13 protein-coding genes and 2 pseudogenes are annotated in these 24495 nt (G+C 42.6%); 12 read left to right on the top strand and 3 right to left on the bottom strand.

Annotated elements, in window-relative coordinates; all coding sequences use genetic code 11:
- Nucleotides 1-6 precede the first annotated feature (6 nt).
- Nucleotides 7-5313, top strand: a complete 5307-nt coding sequence (locus tag QR40_RS24420) for an OmpL47-type beta-barrel domain-containing protein (protein ID WP_160295871.1) — start codon at nucleotides 7-9, stop codon at nucleotides 5311-5313.
- 167 nt (nucleotides 5314-5480) lie between these two features.
- The gene (locus tag QR40_RS24415) at nucleotides 5481-6521 is read left to right on the top strand and encodes a uroporphyrinogen decarboxylase family protein (protein WP_044297162.1); all 1041 of its coding nucleotides are present in this window, start codon (nucleotides 5481-5483) and stop codon (nucleotides 6519-6521) included.
- Nucleotides 6522-6540: 19 nt separating this feature from the next.
- Here QR40_RS24415 and QR40_RS24410 read toward each other — a convergent pair whose 3' ends face one another.
- Both QR40_RS24410 and QR40_RS24405 read right to left on the bottom strand, forming a co-directional pair.
- The gene (locus QR40_RS24410; protein ID WP_027295369.1) at nucleotides 6541-7128 is read right to left on the bottom strand and encodes a TetR/AcrR family transcriptional regulator; all 588 of its coding nucleotides are present in this window, start codon (nucleotides 7126-7128) and stop codon (nucleotides 6541-6543) included.
- A 36-nt stretch (nucleotides 7129-7164) separates the two neighbouring features.
- Entirely contained in the window at nucleotides 7165-8094 is a 930-nt protein-coding gene (locus tag QR40_RS24405; protein ID WP_044297161.1) for a hypothetical protein, read from the bottom strand.
- Nucleotides 8095-8433: 339 nt separating this feature from the next.
- Here QR40_RS24405 and QR40_RS24400 point away from each other — a divergent pair, with 339 nt between their 5' ends.
- The 3 genes from QR40_RS24400 to QR40_RS24390 all read left to right on the top strand — a co-directional run bounded on the left by QR40_RS24400 (nucleotide 8434) and on the right by QR40_RS24390 (nucleotide 11610).
- Complete coding sequence (locus tag QR40_RS24400) at nucleotides 8434-9843, top strand: ABC transporter substrate-binding protein (RefSeq protein WP_044297159.1); 1410 nt, start codon at nucleotides 8434-8436, stop codon at nucleotides 9841-9843.
- A gap of 61 nt (nucleotides 9844-9904) precedes the next feature.
- Complete coding sequence (locus QR40_RS24395; protein WP_027295366.1) at nucleotides 9905-10771, top strand: carbohydrate ABC transporter permease; 867 nt, start codon at nucleotides 9905-9907, stop codon at nucleotides 10769-10771.
- Complete coding sequence (locus QR40_RS24390; protein ID WP_027295365.1) at nucleotides 10768-11610, top strand: carbohydrate ABC transporter permease; 843 nt, start codon at nucleotides 10768-10770, stop codon at nucleotides 11608-11610. Before QR40_RS24395 ends, QR40_RS24390 begins: the two co-directional genes overlap by 4 nt.
- A 58-nt stretch (nucleotides 11611-11668) precedes the next feature.
- On the opposite strand, the pseudogene QR40_RS33355 reads toward QR40_RS24390, so the two are convergent.
- A pseudogene (locus QR40_RS33355) lies at nucleotides 11669-11866 on the bottom strand (DUF6783 domain-containing protein).
- Here QR40_RS33355 and QR40_RS33350 point away from each other — a divergent pair.
- The 7 genes and pseudogenes from QR40_RS33350 to QR40_RS30305 form a co-directional block, all read left to right on the top strand.
- Nucleotides 11804-11938, top strand: a pseudogene (locus tag QR40_RS33350) (DUF6783 domain-containing protein); the annotation flags it as partial. The pseudogenes QR40_RS33355 and QR40_RS33350 overlap by 63 nt on opposite strands.
- Entirely contained in the window at nucleotides 11931-13460 is a 1530-nt protein-coding gene (locus QR40_RS24385; protein WP_052431040.1) for a response regulator transcription factor, read from the top strand. The pseudogene QR40_RS33350 and the gene QR40_RS24385, both read left to right, overlap by 8 nt.
- Before the next feature lie 8 nt (nucleotides 13461-13468).
- Nucleotides 13469-15268: a sensor histidine kinase gene (locus tag QR40_RS24380; RefSeq protein ID WP_044297157.1), complete on the top strand. Its 1800-nt coding sequence runs from the start codon at nucleotides 13469-13471 to the stop codon at nucleotides 15266-15268.
- A gap of 14 nt (nucleotides 15269-15282) precedes the next feature.
- Nucleotides 15283-18309, top strand: coding sequence for a beta-galactosidase, LacZ type (lacZ, locus tag QR40_RS24375; RefSeq protein WP_044297155.1), 3027 nt, complete (start codon nucleotides 15283-15285; stop codon nucleotides 18307-18309).
- A gap of 626 nt (nucleotides 18310-18935) precedes the next feature.
- On the top strand, nucleotides 18936-21176 hold the full coding sequence (locus tag QR40_RS24370) for an ATP-binding cassette domain-containing protein (RefSeq protein ID WP_044297154.1): 2241 nt from the start codon (nucleotides 18936-18938) through the stop codon (nucleotides 21174-21176).
- A 170-nt stretch (nucleotides 21177-21346) separates the two neighbouring features.
- Complete coding sequence (locus QR40_RS24365) at nucleotides 21347-22339, top strand: NAD-dependent epimerase/dehydratase family protein (protein ID WP_044297152.1); 993 nt, start codon at nucleotides 21347-21349, stop codon at nucleotides 22337-22339.
- 318 nt (nucleotides 22340-22657) lie between these two features.
- Entirely contained in the window at nucleotides 22658-24493 is a 1836-nt protein-coding gene (locus QR40_RS30305; RefSeq protein WP_052431039.1) for a serine hydrolase, read from the top strand.
- The last annotated feature ends 2 nt before the right edge of the window (nucleotides 24494-24495 follow it).

Below are 24495 nucleotides of genomic sequence, written 5' to 3'. Positions count from 1 at the left end.
AAAGGTATGAGGAGTAGAGCAATGGCTGCAGTGCTTGCAGCATCATTAATAGTAAGTGTTTTGTCAGTGTATGATGTAGGATATGCCAAAGAAGAGAGTTTGAATGATCCGGTTATGGCTGAGATTTATGTATCTCCATCAGGCAGTGCACAGGGAAGCGGTGAGAGAGATGACCCGCTTGGATCTATGGATCAGGCAAGAGAAAAAATAAGATTAATGAATCAGGATATGACCGGTGATATACTGGTGTATTTTGATGAAGGCGATTACTTTATGGATCGTGAGGTGCCGTTTCAATATGACGATTCCGGCACCAATGGGTATCAGGTAATTTATAAAGCTATGGAAGGAAGCAAACCGGTATTTACCTCGGGCAAAGAAGTAACCGGATGGACGGATGCACAGGATCCCAAGCGTCCGGGCCTGATGAAGGCGCAGGCTTCGGGAGTGGAGAATACCAGGGAGCTTTACGTGAACGGAGAAATGGCGGTCAAGGCCAAAGGTCAGGTTCCCGGAAGTATAGAAAGAGCCGGAGAATACGAAAATTATACCACGTATAGCGGAACCCACAAGGCGTACCGTGGATATAAGAGCAATGCCACTGATATGATAAACTGGAAAAACATACAGGACATTGAATTTGTATACGACATTCTCTGGGTACACCGGATCTCACCAATTGAGTCTATTAAGGCGATGGGGGATAATGAAATCTACATTGAAATGGACTGGAAATCCTTTCGTCTAAACCAGATCGCAGGCGGAAACCAGGTTCATGCTGATGTTCCAAGCTACATTGAGAATGCTTATGAACTACTGGACGAGCCGGGAGAGTGGTACTTTGATAAAACAGATAAGACCATTTACTATATGCCAAAAGAAGGGCAGAATATGGATCTTGCAGAGGTAATAGTTCCAAGTACCGAGCAGTTTATCACCGTGCAGGGAGATCCAGACCGTAAAGTAAAAGATATCACCTTTGACGGTCTTTCTTTTGAATATAATACCTGGCTGTATCCAAGTCTGTATGGATGGCCGGACCAGCAGGCAAATTTTGCCCACAATCCGGAAGAGACAGAAAATATGCATGGTTATTCCCTGACACCTCAGGCAGCGATAGAGACGAGAATGAGTAAAAATATTACATTTTCCGGCTGTCATTTTCAAAATATTGGTTCCGGGGCAATCAGTCTGTTAAAAGGATCTGAAAATAATGTGGTTGAAAAGTGTGTATTCCAGGATATATCCGGGGGTGGAGTGCTGATCGGCGGAGTGAACATAAACGATGCACATCCTGTTGAGCTTGATGATAATGCCACCTTGGAAGAGATCAAAGAGGCAATGCAGAAGCACGCCGATAATCCAGAGCAGTCGCCTCATGATGAGAGGAGTATTGTAAAAGACAACGTGGTTACCAACTGTTACTTTAATCGAATCGGAACAGAATACAAAGGCAGCATAGCGGTATTGGCAGGCTATACAGATGGAACCGTGATTACACATAACACCATTAAAAATGTGGCATACTCAGGAATTTCCGTAGGCTGGGGCTGGGGCTTCTGGGATCAGACAGGCAGGACGGAATCTACGGAAGCAGGTGAGATTACGCCGGATTATTACCCTGTATTTCCACTGGGTGATGCGGCTGTGTCCAGAAATAATATTATTGAGTACAACGACGTGGGATATTGTATGACGAAGATGCATGACGGAGGAGGTATTTATACCCTGGGAGACATGCCGGGCAGCAGTATTTCTTACAACAGCATCCATAACATGTCCAGCTGGCCGGGAGGTTTATATCTGGATGAGGGAAGCGGCGGTATGAAGGTTGAGGGAAACATCAGTTATGATACACCATATACCTGCTTTTATAATATAAGAGAATTCACCTGGGGACACCGGATGGATCAGCCGGATTTCAAAGAAAATTATTGGAATACCGCACCGGAAAGTGATGCTTATCCCCACGAACTTGCTGAACAGATCGGTATCGAGAAAACATATGAAAATATACGTCCAAAGGAACTGGACACAGTAACTGCACCGGACTATATAAAGGCCGGGGACAGGGTTATCCTGCAAGGCTATTTTGGGGATGAAACGGGTAAAGTTATCATGACAGGACCGAATGGAGAAATATCTGTGACAGGAGATTCGCCTTATTTGGTCAGCTGGGAAAAAAATAAAATAGTATTCCTGGTTCCCGGCGGTGTTTCAAGCGGGAGCATTTATGTGGAAGCAGCGGATAAAACCCAAACCAATAAGGATAAAAAACTTACCGTATTTGGTGGGGAAAAGGAACTGTTTGGAGATGACTTCGAAGAGTATACCAGCGGAAAGTTAAATAACCAGCAGAATGCCGTAGAAAAATATTCTTATCTGCATGACCGTATTAGTGTTGCAGAGGAGGATGGAAACAAGATTCTCAAAATGAATTCAGATGGTACTGATACTTATCTTACAAAAGACGCAGACTGGGAAAACGTAAAGATTTCTTTTGATTACCGGTTTGATTCGGATACAAAAGATTATGGCGGTATCTATATTTCACCACGGTATCAGAATAAGGAAAACAGGTATCTGGCAAATCTGCTTCCTCATTTCCGAAATGGTATTTTCTATCAACGCTATTTGAACAATGGATATTCCGAACATGGTGATACAAACTTCAGTTATGAGGTGGGGATCTGGTATTCCATAAAAATGGAAATGACAGGGGATAACCTGCTGGTCAAAATGTGGAAGCGGGGAGAAAAGGAACCTACTGAGTGGACAGGAAGTGCAAACTTTGGAGGGTTAAAAAAAGGCGGAATCTTTTTACAGTATTCCGATTCATCCGGTGAAAATACAGCGTTTTCCAGTTTTGACAATCTTCTGGTTACCACGGCTGAGGAAGGTGTAACAGAAGATCTTGGACAGGATCTGGAAGCTCCTGTAACGAAAGCGGAAGTAACCGGTGAAAAGACAGAGTCAGGCGAATATATTAATCAGGCAAGAATTGAATTAAAGTCTGAGGACAGCTCTTCGGGAGTTGCGGGAATCCGCTGCCAGATAGATGGAGGAGAGTTACAGGATTATACAAAGCCTGTTGAGATTTCCAAAGAAGGCGCATTTACGCTTACGTTTTATGCATTCGACCGCGCGGGCAACAAAGAAGAGCCAAAGGAAGTAACCGGAAATGTAGTTCAGGGAGAGGTTATCTTTGAAGAGAATTTTGACAAATACGGTGAAGGAATGTTTACCGATCCGGATGAAATAGGATATCAGCTGACAAACCCGGAACAATTCCTGATTGTAACCGATCAGTCCCAAAGTGGAAATGCCCTGAAAATACAGGGAAAGAAGAATACGGCAGTTCGTATGACAAAGCAGGACAGCTGGGATGGTACCGTGATGACGTTGGATTTCAAATACCAGGAAGAACTGGGTGGAATTGAAGGTCTTTATGTAAGTAACTATTACCAGTCCTTCAACCCGGACAATATGCATGTATACCCAGTCATTCCGGGATACGGGGGAATCCTCCTTCAGCAGAATGTAAATGGTAATGCAAAGGAAGCGGCAAGGCTGGAAAACAAAAAGATCAGCCTAAGACCCGGAAGCTGGTACCATATGAAGGCATATACCTCAGGAAGTGAGATGGCAGTGAAAGTCTGGAAGGACGGAAGCCAGGAACCTGCGGGCTGGATGGCAAAAGGAGCAGTAAGCGGATTGCAGGGAGGAGGCGGACTCCACCTGGGATTTTCCACAGGCAGCAAAGAAAATAATTATGCACTGTTTGACAACATCAGAATCATTGGTTTCGCAGAGCAGGAGCCTGAGAAACCGGTGGACTTAACAAAGCTGCAGGGCGTATACGACGAAGGAAGAGAAAAAGAACAAGATACCGATTATACAGAAGAATCGCTAAAGAGCCTGAAAGATGTTATGGATGAGGCGGAGATTCTGCTGGGCAGGGAAGACTTAACAGAAAAGGACCAGACTTTGGTGGATGCTATGCAAAAGCAGCTGGAAGAAGCCATAAAAAATCTGGTACTCAGACCGGCAGATAAGACCGCTCTGGAGCAGAAAGTACAGGAAGTGCTGCACATTGATCTTGAACTCTACACGGAAGAGTCAGCAAAGAGGCTTAAAAATGCACTTGCAGAAGCGCAGAAGCTTTTAGAGAATAAAGCACTTACGGTTAAGGATCAGATACTGCTCCAGGAAGCAGTAGACGAGCTGGATGCAGGTATTGGAGAACTGGAAGAAATCAGTGAACCGGGAACGGAAACGGAGCCGGGTACAGAGACGGAGCCGGGGACGGAAACAGAACCGGGAACGGAAACAGAACCGGGAACGGAAACAGAGCCGGGGACAGAAACAGAGCCAGGAACGGAAACAGAGCCAGGAACAGAGACAGAACCGGGGACCGAGACAGAGCCAGGGACAGAAACAGAGCCGGGGACAGAAACAGAGCCGGGGACGGAAACAGAGCCAGGGACAGAAACAGAGCCGGGGACGGAGACAGAGCCGGGAATGGAGACAGAACCAGGAACGGAAACAGAGCCGGGAACGGAGACAGAACCGGCAACCGAAGCGGTATACCAGGTAGTTTTCCAAAGCTATGACGGAAAAGTACTAAGCCGCCAGGCGGTATCAAATCATGGCGCAGCAAAGGCTCCAAATGCACCGTCCAGAGGGGGGTATACCTTCAACGGATGGAGTAGTTCCTACGGAAATGTAACACAAAATCTGGTCATAACAGCACGGTATAAAGCAAATACCTACCTAATTTCCTTTCAGAAAAACGGAGGAAAGGGAAGCATGGGAAGACAGACGGTTACCTATGACAAGAGCACAAAGTTAAAGGCAAACCGTTTTAAGAAGTCCGGCTATGTATTAAAAGGGTGGAATACAAAGAAAAATGGTAAAGGAAAGTCATACGCAAACCAAAAGACGGTCAAGAACCTGACAAGTATAAACGGGAAAACCATAAACCTGTATGCACAGTGGAAAAAGGTATCAAAGCCGGATATCGTGAAAAAAGTATCTGCCGCCAGCAAAAAGGCAAAGACTTGTACACTTACCATAACAAACGTAAAGAAAGCAGACGGATACCAGATACGTTATGCATCCGACAAGGCATTTAAAAAGACTAAAACGGTTTATGTGTCTGAAGGAAAAGGAAAGAAATCATCAACAGTAATAAAAGGGCTGAAACGCAAAAAGACTTATTATGTAAAAGTTAGGGCTTATATAAAAGACTCAGCGGGTAAACGCTATTATTCCAAGAATTACAGCAGTGTTAAAAGCGTAAAGATCCGATAAGAGAATAGAAACAGCTATTATTATGTGGATGCAGTGCAATATCTGCATCCGCTTTTCAAAAGCATATTTCAAATATTGATTCCCACAAAGTCTGACGCACGGCTGGCAAAAAACAACAGGATGTCTATCGAACTGCAAGGCGGAGGAACAGAAAAGGAGATTATACAATGACAAAAAAAGAACGGGTATGGGCGGCAATCCGCCATATGGAAAGTGACAGAGTGCCAAAAGGGGAATTATATATTCAGCCTCAGATAGCAAACAAGCTACTGGGAAAGGATTATTCCACGGATTATCAGCATTTTGAAAGAGATTGTAAAGTACGGGAGTTATTGCACATGGATATTATAAATGTAGGAGACTGGCCGGAATGGGAGATTGGAAAAGCTGCAGATGGAAAGAAAATCATACAGAGTGTGTATGGACAGACCTTCTTAGAGGGAGAGGAAAGCAAACGTCTTCTGGATCCGCCTGTGGATATCGAAGATGTCTGGGATTATCAGGAGCCGGATATTACAAAGGTAACGGGAGCTCTGCTGGAAAGATACGTAAATGAAACAGATTTCTTCGTTTTTGCCCAGATTGGCGGACCAATCTCCATGCTGAATGAAATGTATCCTATGGAGGATTATATGGTCAACTGTATTACTTATCCGAATGAAACTCATTTGTTAACGGAAAGGGTAATCGCATTTGAGATTAAAAAGGCAAAGTTATTTCTGGACAAAGGAGCAGATGCTATATTGATCGCAGATGATATGGCATTTAATACCGGAGTTTTTCTGCCGCCTTACGTTATGGAAGAAAATGTATATCCATTCTATAAACAGATGATACGGGAAATCAAAGAATATAAAGATACACCGGTTTTTCTTCACAGCGATGGTAACCTGAACAGTGTAATGGATAAACTGGTGGAATGTGGATTCGACGGTATTCAGTCCCTTCAGCCATCAGCCGGAATGGATATTGGTGAAATTAAGAAAAAATACGGGGACCGTCTTTGTCTGTGGGGGAATATTGACCTGGATTATATCATGTGCTTTGGCACCGTGGAGGAAGTCCGGGCGGAAGTTCGAAAGACCATTGAGATTGCAAGTCCCGGAGGAGGATTCATTCTCTCCACCTGCAATACAATGGTAGATATTATTCCGCCGGAAAATATTCTGGCAATGATCAAAGAAGCCGATATCACGGATAAGCAGTAGATCGTTAGATATTGCACCATTAAAGCGGATTTTCCAGAAATCCGATTCCGCTCATAATCATATTTTCAGTCATTCTGGCAATTTCTTCTGTTGGAAGGATCATACCTTCCTCTATCCATTTTCGAATCAGACCGATACAGCCTGTACTGACAAAGGAATAAAAGTACTCAATCTGCTTAATTGTTGCTTTTGGAAACAGGCTGTGGTAGGTATTGATACAAAATTCCTTTCCGGTATTTAACAGTTTTGACATCAGCTCTTTATCGTTATAATCCCCCACCATAAATGTACACATATCGGAGTTTTTCTTGAGACAGTAAAAGATTCCATTACAAATATCAGCAAGATTCCCTTTTTTGGTGCTGTCGTTAAGCAGCGGTTCCAGTGCCTGTGAAAATTCAATCAGCATTTCATTTTCAATTTCTTCCAATAGAGCATAAATATCCTGGTAATGAGTATAAAAAGTTCCGCGGTTAATGCCGGCACGGTCGCTGAGTTCTTTTACGGAAATACTCTGTATCGGTTTTGTTTTCAGCAGATCCGTAAAAGATCTTCGGATTAAAAGCTTTGTAATCCTTACACGGTGGTCGTTGGATTCTTTTTTCATAGTATTCCTCCTCCATAGTAAAAAACTCTTAGCGGTTTAATTCAAATCCAGTAAAAGAAATTCTGAATCACCAAATTCGCATAAATAACTGCCGCCTTTTGCATCCGTAAATAAAATAGCCTGGTCACTGCGCTTATTTGCCTCGTCAAACCAGGATAAGCGGGCGGCTTCAGCAGTGGATAAATCCAGGTCAGTCTCTTTCAGGCTCCTCAGGATCGCAGCAGCATTTGCTTTTAAATCATACAGATACGGTGAGGTTTCGGTTACACCATAATTTTGAATACTGGGACCCTTTTCATCATAGGAAAATACAACATAACCACTTTGGTCAGCCCCGTTTGAAAAAGTACAGCAGTATAATTGCTGATCCGGCCGGATTGGTTCCATTTCATGATTTAGTACTGTGTATTCGGTAAAGTTATCGAATTTCCATTCCATGTCATCCATATTTCCTGTTTGAGCATCTACCCACATAGCAAGAAATTTTTGGATTTTTCTATGCTGAAAGTATTCAAATACCGGGGTGCTTTGCGCTGAATAATAAGAGTCCAGAATATTAGAAGGCATGGAATGAATGGTTTCGGATTCTTTGTCATTGTCTTCACTGCTCTCGCGATTCCCGTCAGATTTTATATTTTCATTATTTGTATTTACCTGAGCTTCTTTAATTTCAAAAATCTCTGAAGCTTCCGAGGACTCGGCATCTTTCGAGGACTCGACATCTTTCGAGGACTCGGTATCTTTCGAGGACTCGGCATCTTTCGAGGACTCGGTATCTTTCGAGGACGCGGCATCTTTCGAGGACTCGGCATCTTTCAAAGACTCGGCATCACCCGTAGACGACAGCACATCTTTCGCAGACTCCACGGATGCTGTCTCCAATGCCTCGCCGGAAAAAGTGCTGCAGCCGTTCACAGCGGTCATACAGAGGCACAGCGTCAGTAAAACAGCATATTTTTTTTTCATTTGACAATCCCCTTTCATCTCATCACATACATTTATATACGTTCTGTTTCGATCCAATATATATAATTCTGATTTCTCTAATATGCATACAGGTAAGGCCATTTATTTCCTATTATACACCTCGGTGGTGGTATCGTCTATGTAAGTGAGGTACGGTTTAGAAAATCTTTAGATAGTCCAAAAAAGTCCAGATATCACAAAAAAGTGCAAGAATATATGATATTAACTTAAAAATTTGAAAATTCATATAAAGTTAATACTATGGCTTCTCAAATTTCCTATGCTAAAATACTAACATAACAAAGACAAACAAACCAAATTAAATCAGGAGGATATGAAATGAAGAAGAAAGTTTTAGCAGCATTATTAGCAGGAACGATGGTAATCAGTCTGGCTGCATGCTCAGGAAGCGGATCAGAAACAAAGAGCACGGATGCAGGTACATCTGCACCGGAGGAAACAACAGCACAGACAGCAGCAGCTACAACAGAAGCAGCAAATGATACGGAGACTGCAGGTGAGACGGCTGGCGATACCCAGGCTGCATCAGGAGAAGAAAGTAAAATTACAATATGGGCATGGGACGAGTCATTTAACATTGTGGCTGCAAACCAGGCAAAGGAAATTTATCAGAAAAGCCATCCGAATGCAGAGGTTGAAGTTGTAACCATGGCGCAGGATGACATTGTAGCACAGCTTAACACCAGCCTTTCAGCAGGAACTTACGACGGACTTCCTGATATCGTGCTGATTGAGGATTACAAGATTCAGGGTTATCTGACATCCTATCCGGATGAATTTGCAGACCTGACAGATGTTGCAAGTCCTGAAGACTTTGCTGCATATAAAACAGGCGTAAACCAGATGGATGGTAAAATGCTTGGTATTCCATTTGATTCCGGTGTCGCAGCTACTTTCTACCGCACAGATCTCATCGAACAGGCAGGCTATACTAAAGATGACATGCAGAATCTTACCTGGGATAAATATATTGAAATCGGTAAAGCAGTAAAAGAAAAATGCGGTGTTGATATGTGTACCATCGATCCAAGTGATATTGGTCAGATCCGTATGATGATGCAGAGCGCAGGCACCTGGTATACAGATGCTGACGGCAAAGTGGATTTTAAGGATAACAAAGGTTTAAAGGATGCAATTGGAGTATATAAGAAACTGGTTGAAGCAGGTATCACAAAACAGACAGCAGATTGGGATCAGTTCGTAGGATCTTTCAATAACGGAGAAGTTGCTTCCGTAGTAACCGGATGCTGGATTGCTCCTTCCATACAAAAGGGAGAAGATCAGAGCGGTAAATGGGCAGTTGCACCATTCCCGAAAATGGATGCAAATGCGGATTCTGTTAATGCTTCTTCTATCGGCGGCGCAGGCTGGTATGTACTGAAAAATGTAGGAAATGAGCAGGCAGCAAAAGATTTCCTGAAAGAAACATTTGCATCAAATGTAGATTTAATGAATCAGCTGGCTACCGATATTACCCTGGTTAGTACTTTAAATGCTGCAGAGTCAGCAGAGAATTACGCAAAGGGAAGTGATTTCTTCGGCGGACAGGAAATCTTCAAAGATTTCTCCAAATGGACACAGGAAGTTCCATCTGTTAATTACGGACTGCATACATATGCGCTGGAAGACATTATGACAGAAGCACTTCAGGCTATTGTATCAGGAGCTGATATAGATTCCACATTGTCTGATTACCAGACTCAGGCAGAAGCAGCAGTAGCACAATAATAAAGAAGGTAAATGGGGTGCTGCATTGTTCAGCACCCCATTTTCAGGAAGGTAGAAGGTCATGAAGAAAAAAATTGACAGAAGATCCTGGGCATTTATTATTCCCAGCGTAATTCTAATAGTGGCATTTGTTTTCTATCCAATGGTGCAGGCATTTATTACTTCGATGCAGACTGGAATGGGAAATAATTTAAGATTTGCAGGGGCGGCGAATTATAAACGGCTTCTGACAGACTCTACATTTGTAAAAGCACTGTGTAATACAGTGATGTATCTGGTCATTCAAGTGCCGGTTATGATTATTCTGGCTCTGGTGATTTCGTCAATGTTAAATGATAAAAAATTAAAAGGAAGAGGCTTTTTCAGAACCGCAATTTTCCTTCCCTGTGTTACTTCCCTGGTAGCATATTCCATTATATTTAAAAGTTTGTTTGCAACAGACGGATTTGTCAATATTATGCTGATGAATCTGAACTTTATATCAGAACCCATATCATGGATTACGCATCCGGTATTTGCAAAGGTACTGATTATCATTGCCATTACCTGGAGATGGACCGGTTATAATATGGTATTCTATCTGTCGGGCCTTCAGGGGATAGATGATTCCATTTATGAAGCAGCATCAATTGATGGTGCAGGCGGTTTTCAGAAATTTAAATCCATAACGCTGCCGATGCTCAAACCAATTATTTTGTTTACAACCATTAACTCTACAATTGGTACGCTGCAGCTCTTTGATGAAACGGTAAATATTACAAACGGCGGTCCGGCAAATGCCACGATTACCATTTCACAGTACATCTATAATCTGTTGTTTAAGTATCAGCCTAATTTTGGTTATGCTGCGGCTGTATCTTATGTAATTGTATTATTAATTGTAATCTTATCCATTATTCAGATGAAAGTAGGTGACGATAAAGAATGAGTACAAGATCAAAGGTAATAAGAGGTTTGGAATATGTAATTCTCAGTATTTTGTCTGTAGTATCCATTTTTCCATTCTTTTGGATGATTATAGCAGCAACAAATAAATCTGTGGATGTTACAAAAGGAACATTGCTTCCGGGATCTTATTTTTTCGAGAATTTAAAATCGGTACTTCAATCAGATTTAAATTATTTGACATCTTTTAAAAATTCCCTCATAATTGCAGTATTAACAACTGCTATTGCAATGGTAGTATCGTCTGCGGCGGGATATGCTTTTGAGATATACAGAACAAAAGGAAGAGACAGAATCTTTAACTTTATCCTTTTATCCATGATGGTTCCTTTTGCAGCACTTATGGTTCCGTTATTCCGTTTATTTTCAAACTTTAAGAATATTCCCATATTGAAATTCCTGGCACTTAATACATCGGGTTCGGTTATAGTAATTGCAGTGGCTACGGCTTTCCTGATTTTCTTTTTCCGCCAGAATACCAAGACATTTCCAAAAGAACTTGTGGAAGCAGCCAGAATTGATGGTTTAGGTGAAATGGGAATCTTTACAAAAATTTATATGCCAACCATGAAATCTACTTATGCAGCTGCAGTAGTAGTAACCTTTATGTCCAGCTGGAATAACTATCTGTGGCCATTGATTGCGTTAAAAGGCGAGAACAGAACTCTGCCGCTGATCATTTCTGCAATGGGGTCTTCTTATACACCTGATTACGGAATGATAATGACTGCAGTTGTTATTGCAACGATACCTGCCGCGTTGATCTTCTTCCTGATGCAGAAACAGTTTGTTGCAGGAATGCAGGGTTCGGTAAAAGGATGATCAGGTAATTTCTAATTCTCCTTCAGATTATATCAAATGATAAATATATATTCATTTTTCAGGTTAAATATATTATACTAAAACTAAATAGTTTGTTTTTAATAAATATGATAGCGCCCTCCCTAGAGCGTGTTTGAAAATTCATTCCCGCCAGCTGCACGCCCCACTTTGCGGCATATTTGCCCCGGGTTCAGGTTACGTAGCCCGCTACGTGCCCTTCATCCGGTACAAATCTCCCACAAACTGTGACGCACAGCTGTCAGAAAGGAATATTAAAACACACTTTAGAGAGGGAGCTATCATTTACAGGGGGAAAGAGTGTGAATGATTATTGCAAAATCTTAATTATAGACGATGAATATATTATGCGTCAGGGTATTAAGCATATGCTGGATTGGGAAAGGCAGGGCTTTCAGATTGTGGGGGAAGCTGCAAATGGCAAAGAGGGACTGGAACTGCTGGCAAGTCTTCATCCACATATTGTATTATGTGATATTGTAATGCCGCAAATGGATGGGGTTGATTTTTCCAAGGTAGTACAAAAAATTTATCCTGAAATACAGATTATTATTTTAAGCAGCTATGATAACTTTAATTATGTAAAAGGAGCTCTGCAAAACGGGGCTGTGGATTATGTCCTGAAACCGACACTGAACCCACAGGAGTTGCTGGGGATTTTAAAGACAACCGCATTGCGGATCCCGGGTATGGTTCTTATGAAAGAAGATGGAATTAGTCTTGAGAAAAGCCTGGAAGGTTATCTTATGGGAAGGTCGAAGGAATTTGCCGGCCCGGAGATTGTAGAGCGTTTTCCTTATACCTTTTACCGGGTTTTTGGAATGTGTATCCGTAAGCGTAATATGAAAGAACAGGACATCTCTTCTATATTATACGAAAAAATAATGGATTACATGAAGGACTGCAAATGTGCTTATATTGCGGTGCTGCTTCGTGAGGAAATTCTCTGTGTGATACTTAATTTCAGGGCAGGGGACCGGGATGAGGTAGTAGAATTTATGGATAAGATGACCAGACAGATGATGGTTTTCCAAAGCCGGATCTATGGGGTTTTAAGCCAGGAATTTTCCACCCGTTCCATGATTAAGGAAGTCTATGAGGGGGTTATATTGCCGGAAATAGATAAAGCTTTCTATTATCAGGGTAAGAGTTTACGTATTATAGAAGAAAAAAAGGTGACAGGCCAGCAGCCTAAGTTTGACTTTAACTGGTTTTCTAAATATCTGGATGAAAAAAGATACCGGGAAGCCCTGGATCTACTGTATGTCTATGCGGGCGAAGGCATGAAGGCCTGTATGGAGGAATTCCGGTTTAAGAATCAGATTAAAAATATGATTTTCAGCCTGATTGATGCAATGGATATGAGCCGAAACAGAAAAGAAGAGCTGCGTTACCGTTATTTCAAACAGATAGACAATACGGTATATGTGGAGGAGTTTAGCAGTGCTTTAGAGGAGATCCGGCAGGAATTGGATCGGGAACTGGAAGAAGGAACCCAGGAAGACGATTACCGCATCCGGCAGATTCTGCAATATATAGCCCAGAACTATACTCAGGATCTGGACCTGGCGGAAATTGCAAAGGTATTTAATTTTAATTATTATTACCTGTCAGCTTATTTCAACCAGCATATGGAAGCGGGGTTCAGTGAATATGTCAACAGTATCCGGATCAAACAGTCATGCAGGCTTCTGCGGGAAAAAGACCTGAGTATATCCCAGGTAAGCAATGAAGTGGGGTATTCAGATCCAAGTTACTTCTGCAGGGTCTTTAAAAAAGTTACGGGTGATACACCGTCCGCATGGCGGCGGAGCCACAGACAGGAGAGGTGAGATCCATAATGAAGAAACTGCATCTGAATAGTACGGTGGTTAAAATATTATGTACGGTGATTCTTGGCATTATTTTTGTTTCGTTTGCTGTATCGGCATTTGTCATTCATCTGTCTGAAAATATATTTATTGATACATATGGGAAGTCCCAGGAAAGAGTGTTCCAGCAGGTAGAAAAGGAGTTTAATGACTGCCATGAGACATTAATGAAGGTGGCATCCTCCATTGATTCCAGCTGGGCATTCCGCCTGTATTTTGACGATAAGCAGATGGATAAAAAAACCGAGTTTCAAACGGTGTATCAGATGCAGAGAGACTTGAAACAGGCACTTAGTTCTGATTTATCGGATGTAAGCGTTATGGTTATCGGAATAACCGGGAAAAGTTATATCAACCAGCAGGAAAACATTACCACACCGGTTAATGAGATACTGGAAAATGATCTGTCAAAACGGTCGCTGGATAATCCCAAGACCATACAGTATCAGTATTTTGATAAAGGGCTTACATCTACCTCAAAGGACGGACAGGCGTTGATTGGGGCAAAGGCCCTTACATATCTGGAGAGCAGCAGACCCTATGCAATTGTTTATTTCACCATGAGGGAGCGGGATGTCAAGGACTATTACGATTACTTTACCGGTGATACCACGGACTTCTATTTGGTAGATGACAAACACAGAGTAGTTTCTTCCAACAGAAATGAATCTATAGGCAGTGTCCTGGATAAGGAATGGGTCACAGATCAGGATGAGCAATATCTGCGCCGCAATTTTAAGGAAAATAATAAGGTATATACCATATTAAAGACGCGTATGCCTTATTTTGGATTTTCTATATACGGAATAATTGATAATGCGAAAGCGCTTGATAACCAGTATAATATTCCCCAGATGGCGCTGATCTGCCTTGGCATTGCATGTGTTGTGCTTATATTTATCACCATTATCACCAGACAGATCACCCGTCCCTTATCCATTATGGCAGGAAAAATGTCTGAGATAAGAAAAGGTGATTTTGGGCAGTATATGGAAATAAAGGGAACAGAAGAGATCAGGGAGCTGGCGACCACATACAATTTTATGCTGGACGATCTGAAACGGTATATTGATGAATTAATGCGGACCCAGGAAGAAAAGCGGCGTTCAGAGATAAAGGCATTGCAGATGCAGATTAATCCCCATTATATTTATAACACCCTTGCAAGTATAAAATGGCTGATCTGGCAGGGAGATGCAGGGAAATCTTCCCAGACCATTGATGCATTTATTAAACTTCTCAGAAATACAATCAGCGATACCAGTGAATGTATAACCATCGAACAGGAGATTGAAAATCTGAAAAACTATGTACTGATTAACCAGACCCGGTATGGGGAACAGGTTCAGGTAGATTATTATGTCTCGGACGAATGCATGAATTGCATGATTCCCAAAATGTTATTGCAGCCATTCATTGAAAATGCATTTTTCCATGCATTTCCATCAGGAAGAAAGGGCAATATAAAGGTCTGCATCCGGAAAATGGAAAGGGATATGAATATTGAAATTGTGGATGATGGGATCGGTATGAAAAAAAGCCGGGTCCTGAGTCTTTCCAGCGGACATGACAAATCGGAGCATTTTTCCGGCATAGGAATTAATAATGTAGATGACCGTTTAAAACTTCTATATGGTGCAGATTACGGTTTAAATATTCTCAGTGAGGAAAAAGAAGGAACCACTGTGATTATCAGACTGCCGATACAAAATAATGAAATAAATGATCAGACACACTCTAATACAAAAAGAAAATTATTTATAGAATAGAGGAGGATATGGCAATGAAAGCAGATTTAGCATGGTTGGGTGACCCGGAGGTGTTTCAGGTTAACCGTCAGCCGGCGCACTCAGATCATATATTTAAAGTAAAAGGAGAAAGTACGCGTATTTCTCTGAATGGAACCTGGAAATTTTGTTATGCTGAAAATCCATCCGGGCGTCCCGTTGAGTTTTATCAGATGGATTATGACTGTTCCGGTTTTGATGATATTCAGGTACCAGGTCATATACAGCTTCAAGGTTACGACCGCTGCCAGTATATTAACACCATGTATCCCTGGGATGGACAGGAGTTCTTACGCCCGCCTCACATTTCCCAGAGCTATAACCCAACCGGTTCTTATGTAAAAGAGTTCCATGTAGATGAAATGCCGGAGGGCCGCATGTATTTATCCTTCCAGGGAGTGGAGACGGCTTTTTATCTCTGGGTTAATGGTGAATTTATCGGATATAGCGAAGATACGTTTACACCATCCGAATTTGACATAACGGATGTGGTTTCTGCCGGAGTAAATAAACTTGCAGTGGAGGTCTATAAACGCAGCAGTGCCAGCTGGATAGAAGATCAGGATTTCTGGAGATTTTCCGGGATTTTCCGGGATGTATATCTCTATAGCACGCCGAAGCTTCATGTAAGGGATATGTTTGCAAACGGCGAGTTAATAAATGGGTATCAGGATGGAAAACTGAATATCCGCCTGGCGATGCAGGGGGATGAAACGGGCTATATAAGAGCATTCCTGAAGAAAACAGATGACGTGGTGTGGTATGAGGAAATCAGTAAGAAAGCCCAGATACTGGAAATAGAAGCTGAAATCCCTTCCGTACAGCCATGGAGTGCAGAAATTCCAAACCTCTATACCCTCTATCTGGAAGTTTACGACCAAAAGGATCATCTGATTGAGTCCCTGACGCAAAATGTTGGATTCCGTAATTTTGAGATGATCAATGGAATAATGTGCATTAATGGAAAAAGAATTATTTTCAAGGGAATAAACAGGCATGAATTTAATCCCAGACGGGGAAGAAGTATCACTGAGGAGGATATGCTCTGGGATATCCGGTTTATGAAGCAGCATAATATAAATGCAGTGCGTACCTGCCACTATCCGGATCGGAGCAGGTGGTACGAGCTGTGTGACGAATACGGCATTTATTTAATTGACGAAATGAACCTTGAGAGTCATGGTTCCTGGCAGAAGATGGGAGCCTGTGAACCGTCCTGGAATGTTCCTGCGTCCCGCCCTGAATGGATGGGCTGCGTTATGGACCGGGCAATATCCATGCTGGAAAGAGATAAAAATCATCCATCAGTTGTAATCTGGTCCTGTGGAAATGAATCTTATGCAGGAGACGTCCTGGCATCTGTCAGTGAATATTTTCATAAGGCAGATCCGTCCAGACTGGTACATTATGAAGGCGTCTTCTGGAACCGGGAATACGATTATATCAGCGACATGGAAAGCCGCATGTATGCCAAACCGGCAGAAATTGAAGTATATCTTAAGTCCAATCCTTCCAAGCCCTATATCAGCTGTGAATATATGCACGCTATGGGCAATTCTCTGGGCGGCATGGAGTTGTATACGAAGCTGGAAGAAAAATATCCCGGTTATCAGGGTGGGTTTATATGGGATTACATGGATCAGGCAATATATCAGACACTGGATAACGGGAAGGAAGTTCTGGCATATGGAGGGGATTTTGATGAAAGAGCTACCGATTACTGCTTCTGTACCAATGGCATTGTTTTTGCGGACCGCGTTTCATCACCTAAGGCTCAGGAAGTAAAATTCCTGTATTCGGATGTAAAAATTCATGTTTGTAATGGAGTGGTAACGATTGACAACCAGTGCCTGTTTCAAAATACTGCCCCCTACAGATTCTGCTTTACGCTGGAAAAAGAAGGGGAGTGTATTGCAAGATCAGAACATCTGATTAATGTAGAACCGGGGCAAAAGACAAGCCTTCCTTTTGGACATGAGGTTTTAAAACAGCCAGGGGAATACTGCTGTACGGTTTCTATGGTACTGGGACAGGATACGCTCTGGGAAAGCGCCGGATATGAAGTGGCCTTTGGACAGGAAATTATTAAAGTGCAAAGCCATGGAGCTAAACAGCACCCTGGGAAAATATTTGAGGTGATTCATGGAGATGTAAATATAGGAGTCCGCACAGAACGCTGTTTTGCTATGTTCTCAAAACAGGAGGGCGGAATTATTTCCCTGGTATATGGCGAGAAGGAATATATTACCCGAGTGCCGAAACTATCTTACTGGAGGGCGACTACAGATAATGACCGGGGAATGAAGACAGAGGCGCTATTAAGCCAGTGGCAGGCTGCAAGTCTGGGGCAGAGATATTTAAGTGATAAGTTTGAAATGGAAGAAAGTGAAGACAAGGTAACTTTTACATTTCTTTATGAAGCCGGAAGTATACCGAAATTTACATCCAGTGTAATATATACCATGTATGCAGACGGGACACTTGAGGTTGCGGTATCTTATCCCGGCGCAGAACAAATGCCATATATTCCGCTATTTGGAATGGACTTTAAGTTAAAAAGCAGGCTAAACCAGGTTACGTATTACGGTAAGGGTCCAATGGAAAATTATTGGGATCGAAAGGCAGGAGCAAAAAAGGGTGTCTACAAAACGACGCCTGAACAGAATCTGACTCCGTATCTGATCCCTCAGGAGTGCGGGAACCGTACCGAAGTGGGATGGATAAAAGTAACAGATGCCCAGAATGAAGGCATTGAATTCGCAGCGTTGGAAGGTGACTTTGAGTGCAGTGTTCTGCCATACAGTGCATATGAACTGGAGAATGCCATGCATTTATACGAACTTCCTGCCGTAAATTATACGTGGGTGAGAATGATAGCAAAACAGATGGGAGTAGGCGGAGATGACAGCTGGGGGGCGCCGATTCATGATGAATATCTGATTGATCCAAAAGAGCCGCTTACTTTAAGGTTTGCTGTTAGAGGAGTTTCTAATGACTGTGGTTTGGGGAAAAGGGATGAATGATTCTAAAAACTGAAAACTGATGATAAAAAGGCTGATATTCCGAGAATTAACGGATTATCAGTCTTTTTTGTATGGATCGATGCCCGGATATACAGTTGAAAGTGAAATATTTCAGGAAGCCTTTAATATTAGCATTTTCATTCATAAAATTTAGCAAAAACCATCATGAATGTCTGGACGGATTTGTTACCATAAGTTAGTACCACGATAACTAGTACTGTAGTGAACAATTTCAGGTTGAATTTGGGTTTTGCTGAGGAAGGGACGCTTTGTAGATGTAGGTAGTGTACGGAAAGAGAAGGGGGCGGACCAGGACATTGGTTTGGAAGGCTTACCGCAGAACTGGCATTTTCTAACCTTCCCGAAGCACTTTTTGGCGGCACGCGGGCATTCGCTGCGTAATCCTGATGCATTACGCAGCGAATGCCCGCGTGCCGCCAAAAAGCGCTTCGGAAAGGTTAGAAAATACCAGTTCTGCGGCCAGCTGACGGAGCCCATGCCAGTTTCCCACACCCATCTTTCCGTACACTACCTATCATCTACAAAGCGTCCTTAATCAGCTAAACCCAAATAAAATAAACCTGCAGGGATTACCCAATACTGTACTAACATAAAGGAGTAAATATATGAATGATATTGTAATTCGGGGTCTTTCAGAAAATAATTTAAAGCATGTTTCACTTAAGATTCCAAAAGAGAAAATTGTAGTGTTTACCGGTGTTTCCGGTTCCGGTAAATCCAGCATTGTGTTTGATACAATCGCCGCAGAGTCCAGCCGGCAGATGAATGCCACCTATCCATCCTTTGTGCGTTCCAGACTTCCAAAGTATAAGAAACCAAATGTAGAAATCATTGATAATTTAACCCCGTCTGTGGTGGTAGATCAATCTCCGTTGGGAGGAAATGCCAGGTCAACGGTAGGCACTATCAGTGATCTCTACTCCGGTCTGCGGCTGCTGTTTTCCAGAATCGGCAGTCCTTATGTGGGGACGGCTTCCTATTTTTCATTTAACGACCCAAACGGGATGTGTAAAACCTGTTCCGGTCTTGGAAAAGTTACAACAATAGACATGGAAGCAATTATAGATAAAGAAAAATCCTGGAAGGAAGGGTGTGTAAAGGACTCTGCTTATAAGCCCGGTTCCTGGTATTGGAAGCAATATGCAGAATCAGGGCTGTTTGACCTGGACAAGCCAGTGAAGGACTATTCTGCAGGGGAATACAATCTGCTTCTATACGGTTCCCGTGATGGTAAAGGCAAACCGGAAAATTCCAAAGTAACAGGTTTGTTCCGGAAATATACCAGTACTCTTTTAAATCGTGACATCAGTGATAAGAGCAAGCATACACGGGATAAATCAAAGCATCTGATTACAGAAATGGAATGCAGCGACTGTCATGGAAAACGGCTGAATCAGGGGGCGCTGAATTGTAAGATTAACGGATATTCTATTGCAGATATGTCTGATATGGAGCTTACCCAGCTGCGGGAGGTACTTGCTAAGATAAACGATAAGAATGTGGATATGCTGGTGCAGACACTGATTAAGGGGCTGGACAGAATGATTGATATTGGTCTGCCTTACCTGCATCTCAACCGGGAATCACCAACCTTGTCCGGAGGTGAGGCCCAGAGGCTGAAATTAGTCCGCTATATGGGCAGCAGTTTGACAGGAATGACTTATATTTTTGATGAACCCAGCACCGGTATGCATCCAAGGGACGTCTACAGAATGAACAGTCTGCTCAGACAACTTCGTGATAAGGGAAATACAGTGCTTGTGGTAGAACATGATAAGGATGTAATTTCCATAGCAGATTATGTGATTGATGTGGGGCCGCGGGCGGGGCAAAACGGTGGGGAAATAGTCTTTATGGGCACCTATCCGGAACTGCTTCAGGGGGATACGTTAACGGGTAAGGCGATGCTGGCAGCCCTCCCAGTGAAAGAGCATTCACGGCATCAGTCTGGTAGTCTGCCTGTCCGTAATGCAAATCTGTATAATCTTAAAAATGTAAATGTGGATATTCCCCTGGGTATTATGACCGTTGTTACCGGCGTTGCGGGTTCAGGAAAAAGCACTCTCATCTCCCAGGTATTTGCCAAACAGTATGAAAATGACATCGTTATGATCGATCAGGGGCCAATTACTGCCACCAACCGGTCCATGCCTGCAACTTACCTTGGTTTTTTTGATGAGATACGAAAACTACTGGCGAGGGAGAACAGCAAAGAAGAGGGACTGTTTAGTTTTAACTCATTGGGAGCCTGCCCGGTATGTTCCGGAAAAGGAGTAGTGGTAACGGAACTTGCTTTTATGGACCCCATCGTCACGGAATGCGAAGCATGTTCGGGAACACGGTACAATGCAGAAGCGGCCGGATGCTTATACAAAGGAAAAAATATTGTTGAACTTCTGGCTCTGACTGCTTCTGCGGCATTGGAAGTGTTTGAAGATACCAGGATTGTACGATGCTTAAAGGTCATGCAGCAGGTAGGGTTATCCTACCTTACTTTGGGGCAGCCGCTCAGTACCTTGTCCGGCGGGGAGCGCCAGAGAATCAAGCTGGCAAAGAATCTTGGAAAAAAGGGCAGTATCATTGTAATGGATGAGCCGACTACCGGGTTACATTCCTCAGATGTTGAAAGTCTGATGAAATTGTTTGATACGATCGTATCCAGGGGAAATACACTGATTGTTATTGAGCATAATTTAGATGTTGTCAAACAGGCGGACTGGGTTATTGACATTGGTCCGGATGGCGGAAAAAACGGCGGTGAGGTAGTATTCCAGGGAACGCCCCTGGAAATGGTTCAGCACGGAAAAACACTTACGGCAGATAGTCTGCGCGGATCTTGTTCCTAATAAAGCAGCTGCATAAAAATATATCCGGCTTTTTGAACAGATTGCATCAAATCTGTTCAAAAAGAAGCCACTCCACATAAATCTGCATATTGTTTTACCCAACCTAATTTCATATAATACAGTTAAGAAAGTAAATCAACAGTGTGTTCAATAATCGGAAGGTGATCAATATGAAGAAAATATACATCGTAACAGGGGCAAACGGACATCTGGGAAGTACGATTATGAGATTCTTAAAGCGGCGCAACGAAGAGGCAAGAGGGCTTATTCTGCCTTGTGAGTCTGGAACGGACAGTTCAAAAATCCACTTTATCAAGGGCGACGTGCGGGACAGAGAGAGTCTGGTGCAGTTATTCGCCGGAATTAAAAACAGAGAAATTGTAGTGATCCATACTGCCGGAATTATAGATATATCAGAGAAAGTATCGGAACGGATGTATGATGTTAATGTAAACGGAACGAAGAATATCATTGAACTTTGTAAGGAATTTTCAGTAAAACGGCTGGTATATGTCAGCAGCGTACATGCCATACCGGAAAAGAAATCAAGGGTTTTAAAAGAGGTATCCCAATTTTCTGCTGAACTGGTGGAGGGCGGCTATGCCAAAACAAAAGCAGAGGCGACCCGGGCGGTGCTGGATGCAGCTAAGGAAGGACTGGATGCAGTTGTCGTACACCCTTCCGGAATTCTGGGACCCTACGATGTGTCCGGAAACCACCTGGTTCAGCTGGTAACGGAATATATTCACGGCAAACTACCCGCATGTGTCCGGGGAGGCTATGATTTCGTGGATGTCCGTGATGTGGCAAAGGGATGCCTGATGGCAGCAGAAAAAGGAAAAAAGGGTGAGTGCTATATTTTATCCAACCGCCATTATGAGGTCAGTGATGTACTTAAAATGGTGAAAGAAGTGAAGGGCGGCAGGAATCTTCCGGAATTACCCATGTGGGTCGCAAAAGCTGCAGCCCCGGTGCTGGGGCTTTATGCAAAGTGCAGGAAAGAAAGACCGCTTTATACGAAATATTCCCTTTATACCCTAAAGAGCAATGATAAATTCTCTCATGACAAAGCAACCAGAGAATTAAACTACCACCCACGGGATCTGTATGTTACAATAAAGGATACGATCCGGTGGGTATGCAGTAAAAAGAAGAACGCATAATGCTATCCGGTTAAGGGAAGAACAGGCACTGACCCTGGAAGAAGAGCAGCTGAAATCGAATGCACCGCTGAACTATAAAACAATACATACAATTATAAATAAGTGACTATTGAAGGTCGGTTGTAGGCAAAAAATTCTTAAGAAATTAATATTTTCTTGATGTTAAGATTGCCATAATACAGCCGACCTTGTATAATATTATTGGATAGAAATATCCACGATACATCTTGCCTTTACAGGACAAATCGTTTATAATATGTGATATATAACCACAAAAAGATAGCAGCATGTGAAACTGAAACATGGGAGAGTACATAGATGAAGAAGGGGATTCGTTATTTAACGATAGTGTTGCTTGTATCTTTGCTGGCCAGCGGTATACCTATTCATCTGGTATCCGCCACTGAAATAGACAATTCTGGGGAGAATGGAAATTCAGCAGGTGATACAGGGAGCAATAAAAATACAGAAGATTATAATGATGGGAACGGCTCAGAATCGTCAGAGGATACAACGGAAACGATTCCGGAGTCGTACTATTTACCTATAGAATCAAATAATGTAGAGGGATGGCCAAAGGGCGATGCCATTGAAGCAGATGCAGCTGTTGTCATGGACGCTTCTACGGGAACATTTCTCTACAGTAAGAATATGACTGCCAAAGAATATCCGGCCAGTATTACAAAAATTATGACCACTTTACTGGCATTGGAGCATGGCAATCTGGATGACGTGATAACATTTTCCGAAAATGCAGTCTACAGTATCGAACCGGGAAGTACCCATCTTGGGATCAAAGCGGGAGAACAATTGACACTGCGTCAGGCGCTCTATGGAATTATGCTGGCATCGGCAAATGAGATATCCAATGGAGTGGCAGAGCATATTGCAGGGTCTGTTGAGAACTTCGCTCAGATGATGAATGATAAGGCGGCTGAGCTGGGATGTGTAAACACACACTTTGTAAATCCACATGGTCTGCATGACGAGAACCATTATACCTGTGCAAGGGATATGGCGCTGATTATGCAGGCGGCACTTAAGAACAAAATGTTCTGCAAGATCATTGATACCGTTGAGTATTCTTATCCCAAAACAAATATAACGGATGAAGAACGTTATTTCATGAACCATCATAAAATGCTGTATGAGGACGGTTACTGTTATACAGGCTGTCTGGGCGGAAAGACAGGTTTTACGGATGATGCACTGAATACCCTTGTTACTTACGTAAAGCGGGGGAAGGATAAGCTGATCAGTGTTATACTGAGGACGAATGGGGCTGAAAAAGCGTATCAGGAATCAAAGCAGATACTGGATTATGCATTTAACAATTTCACCAAAGAAAAATTTGATTTAAGCCGTGAAAGAGAAAGTGCGGCACAGCTTTTGGGAATCAATTACGTGGGAAAAGCCATTATCAACGAGGATCAGAGCCTTAATAAGCCTGCATTCCAGGTTTCAAAAAGCACCAGCCTGAATCTGCCAAATGGAGCAGATACCAGACAGGTTACCAGAAAATATGATTTTAAAGCAAAGACGCTGGAATTTTTCTATCACGGATGGCCGGTAGGGAAAACCAGGATAAAGGTAGAGCCGGTATTCTTAAAGGAAGAAAAAGGACCTCAGTACAGGACGGAGACGGAAAAGCCGGAATCTCAGTCCGGTCTGGAGGAAAGCGGACAGGCAGCAGATGGAAACACAGACAGGAAGGCGGCTAATATGCTTGACAGGATCAGTCATGTTTTTATATCCACATGGCAGAAATTGGATATATTTATTAAGGATAATACGGTAGAATCGGCTGTGATCGGTGGTATTTTATTAATTATTTTTGTACCGCTTTTAGTAATTGCCATTACCCGTAATCATCGCTATAAAAAAATTCTAAAAGAAAGAATGAAAGAAGAGGAGATCAGAAAGCAGTTAGAAGAAGAGATTCAAAGAAAGACACCTCAGGAAATTGAAGCAGAATTAAGGGCAGAGCAGGAAGCCGAATGGCGTTCTGAACAGAGGGCAGAAGAACGAAGGATTGCAGCTGAGAAAGCAGCCAGGGAGCTGGATGCGGCAGAGCGGCTGTTAGAAGAACAGAGGTCACAGGGAGAGACAGGTAATATGGTTGACACTGGAACGCATTTGAAAGAGGAGGAATAAAT

This window comes from Robinsoniella peoriensis (assembly GCF_000797495.1).
GTDB classification, from domain to species: domain Bacteria; phylum Bacillota; class Clostridia; order Lachnospirales; family Lachnospiraceae; genus Robinsoniella; species Robinsoniella peoriensis.
This window is presented reverse-complemented; position numbering and strand designations above follow the sequence as displayed.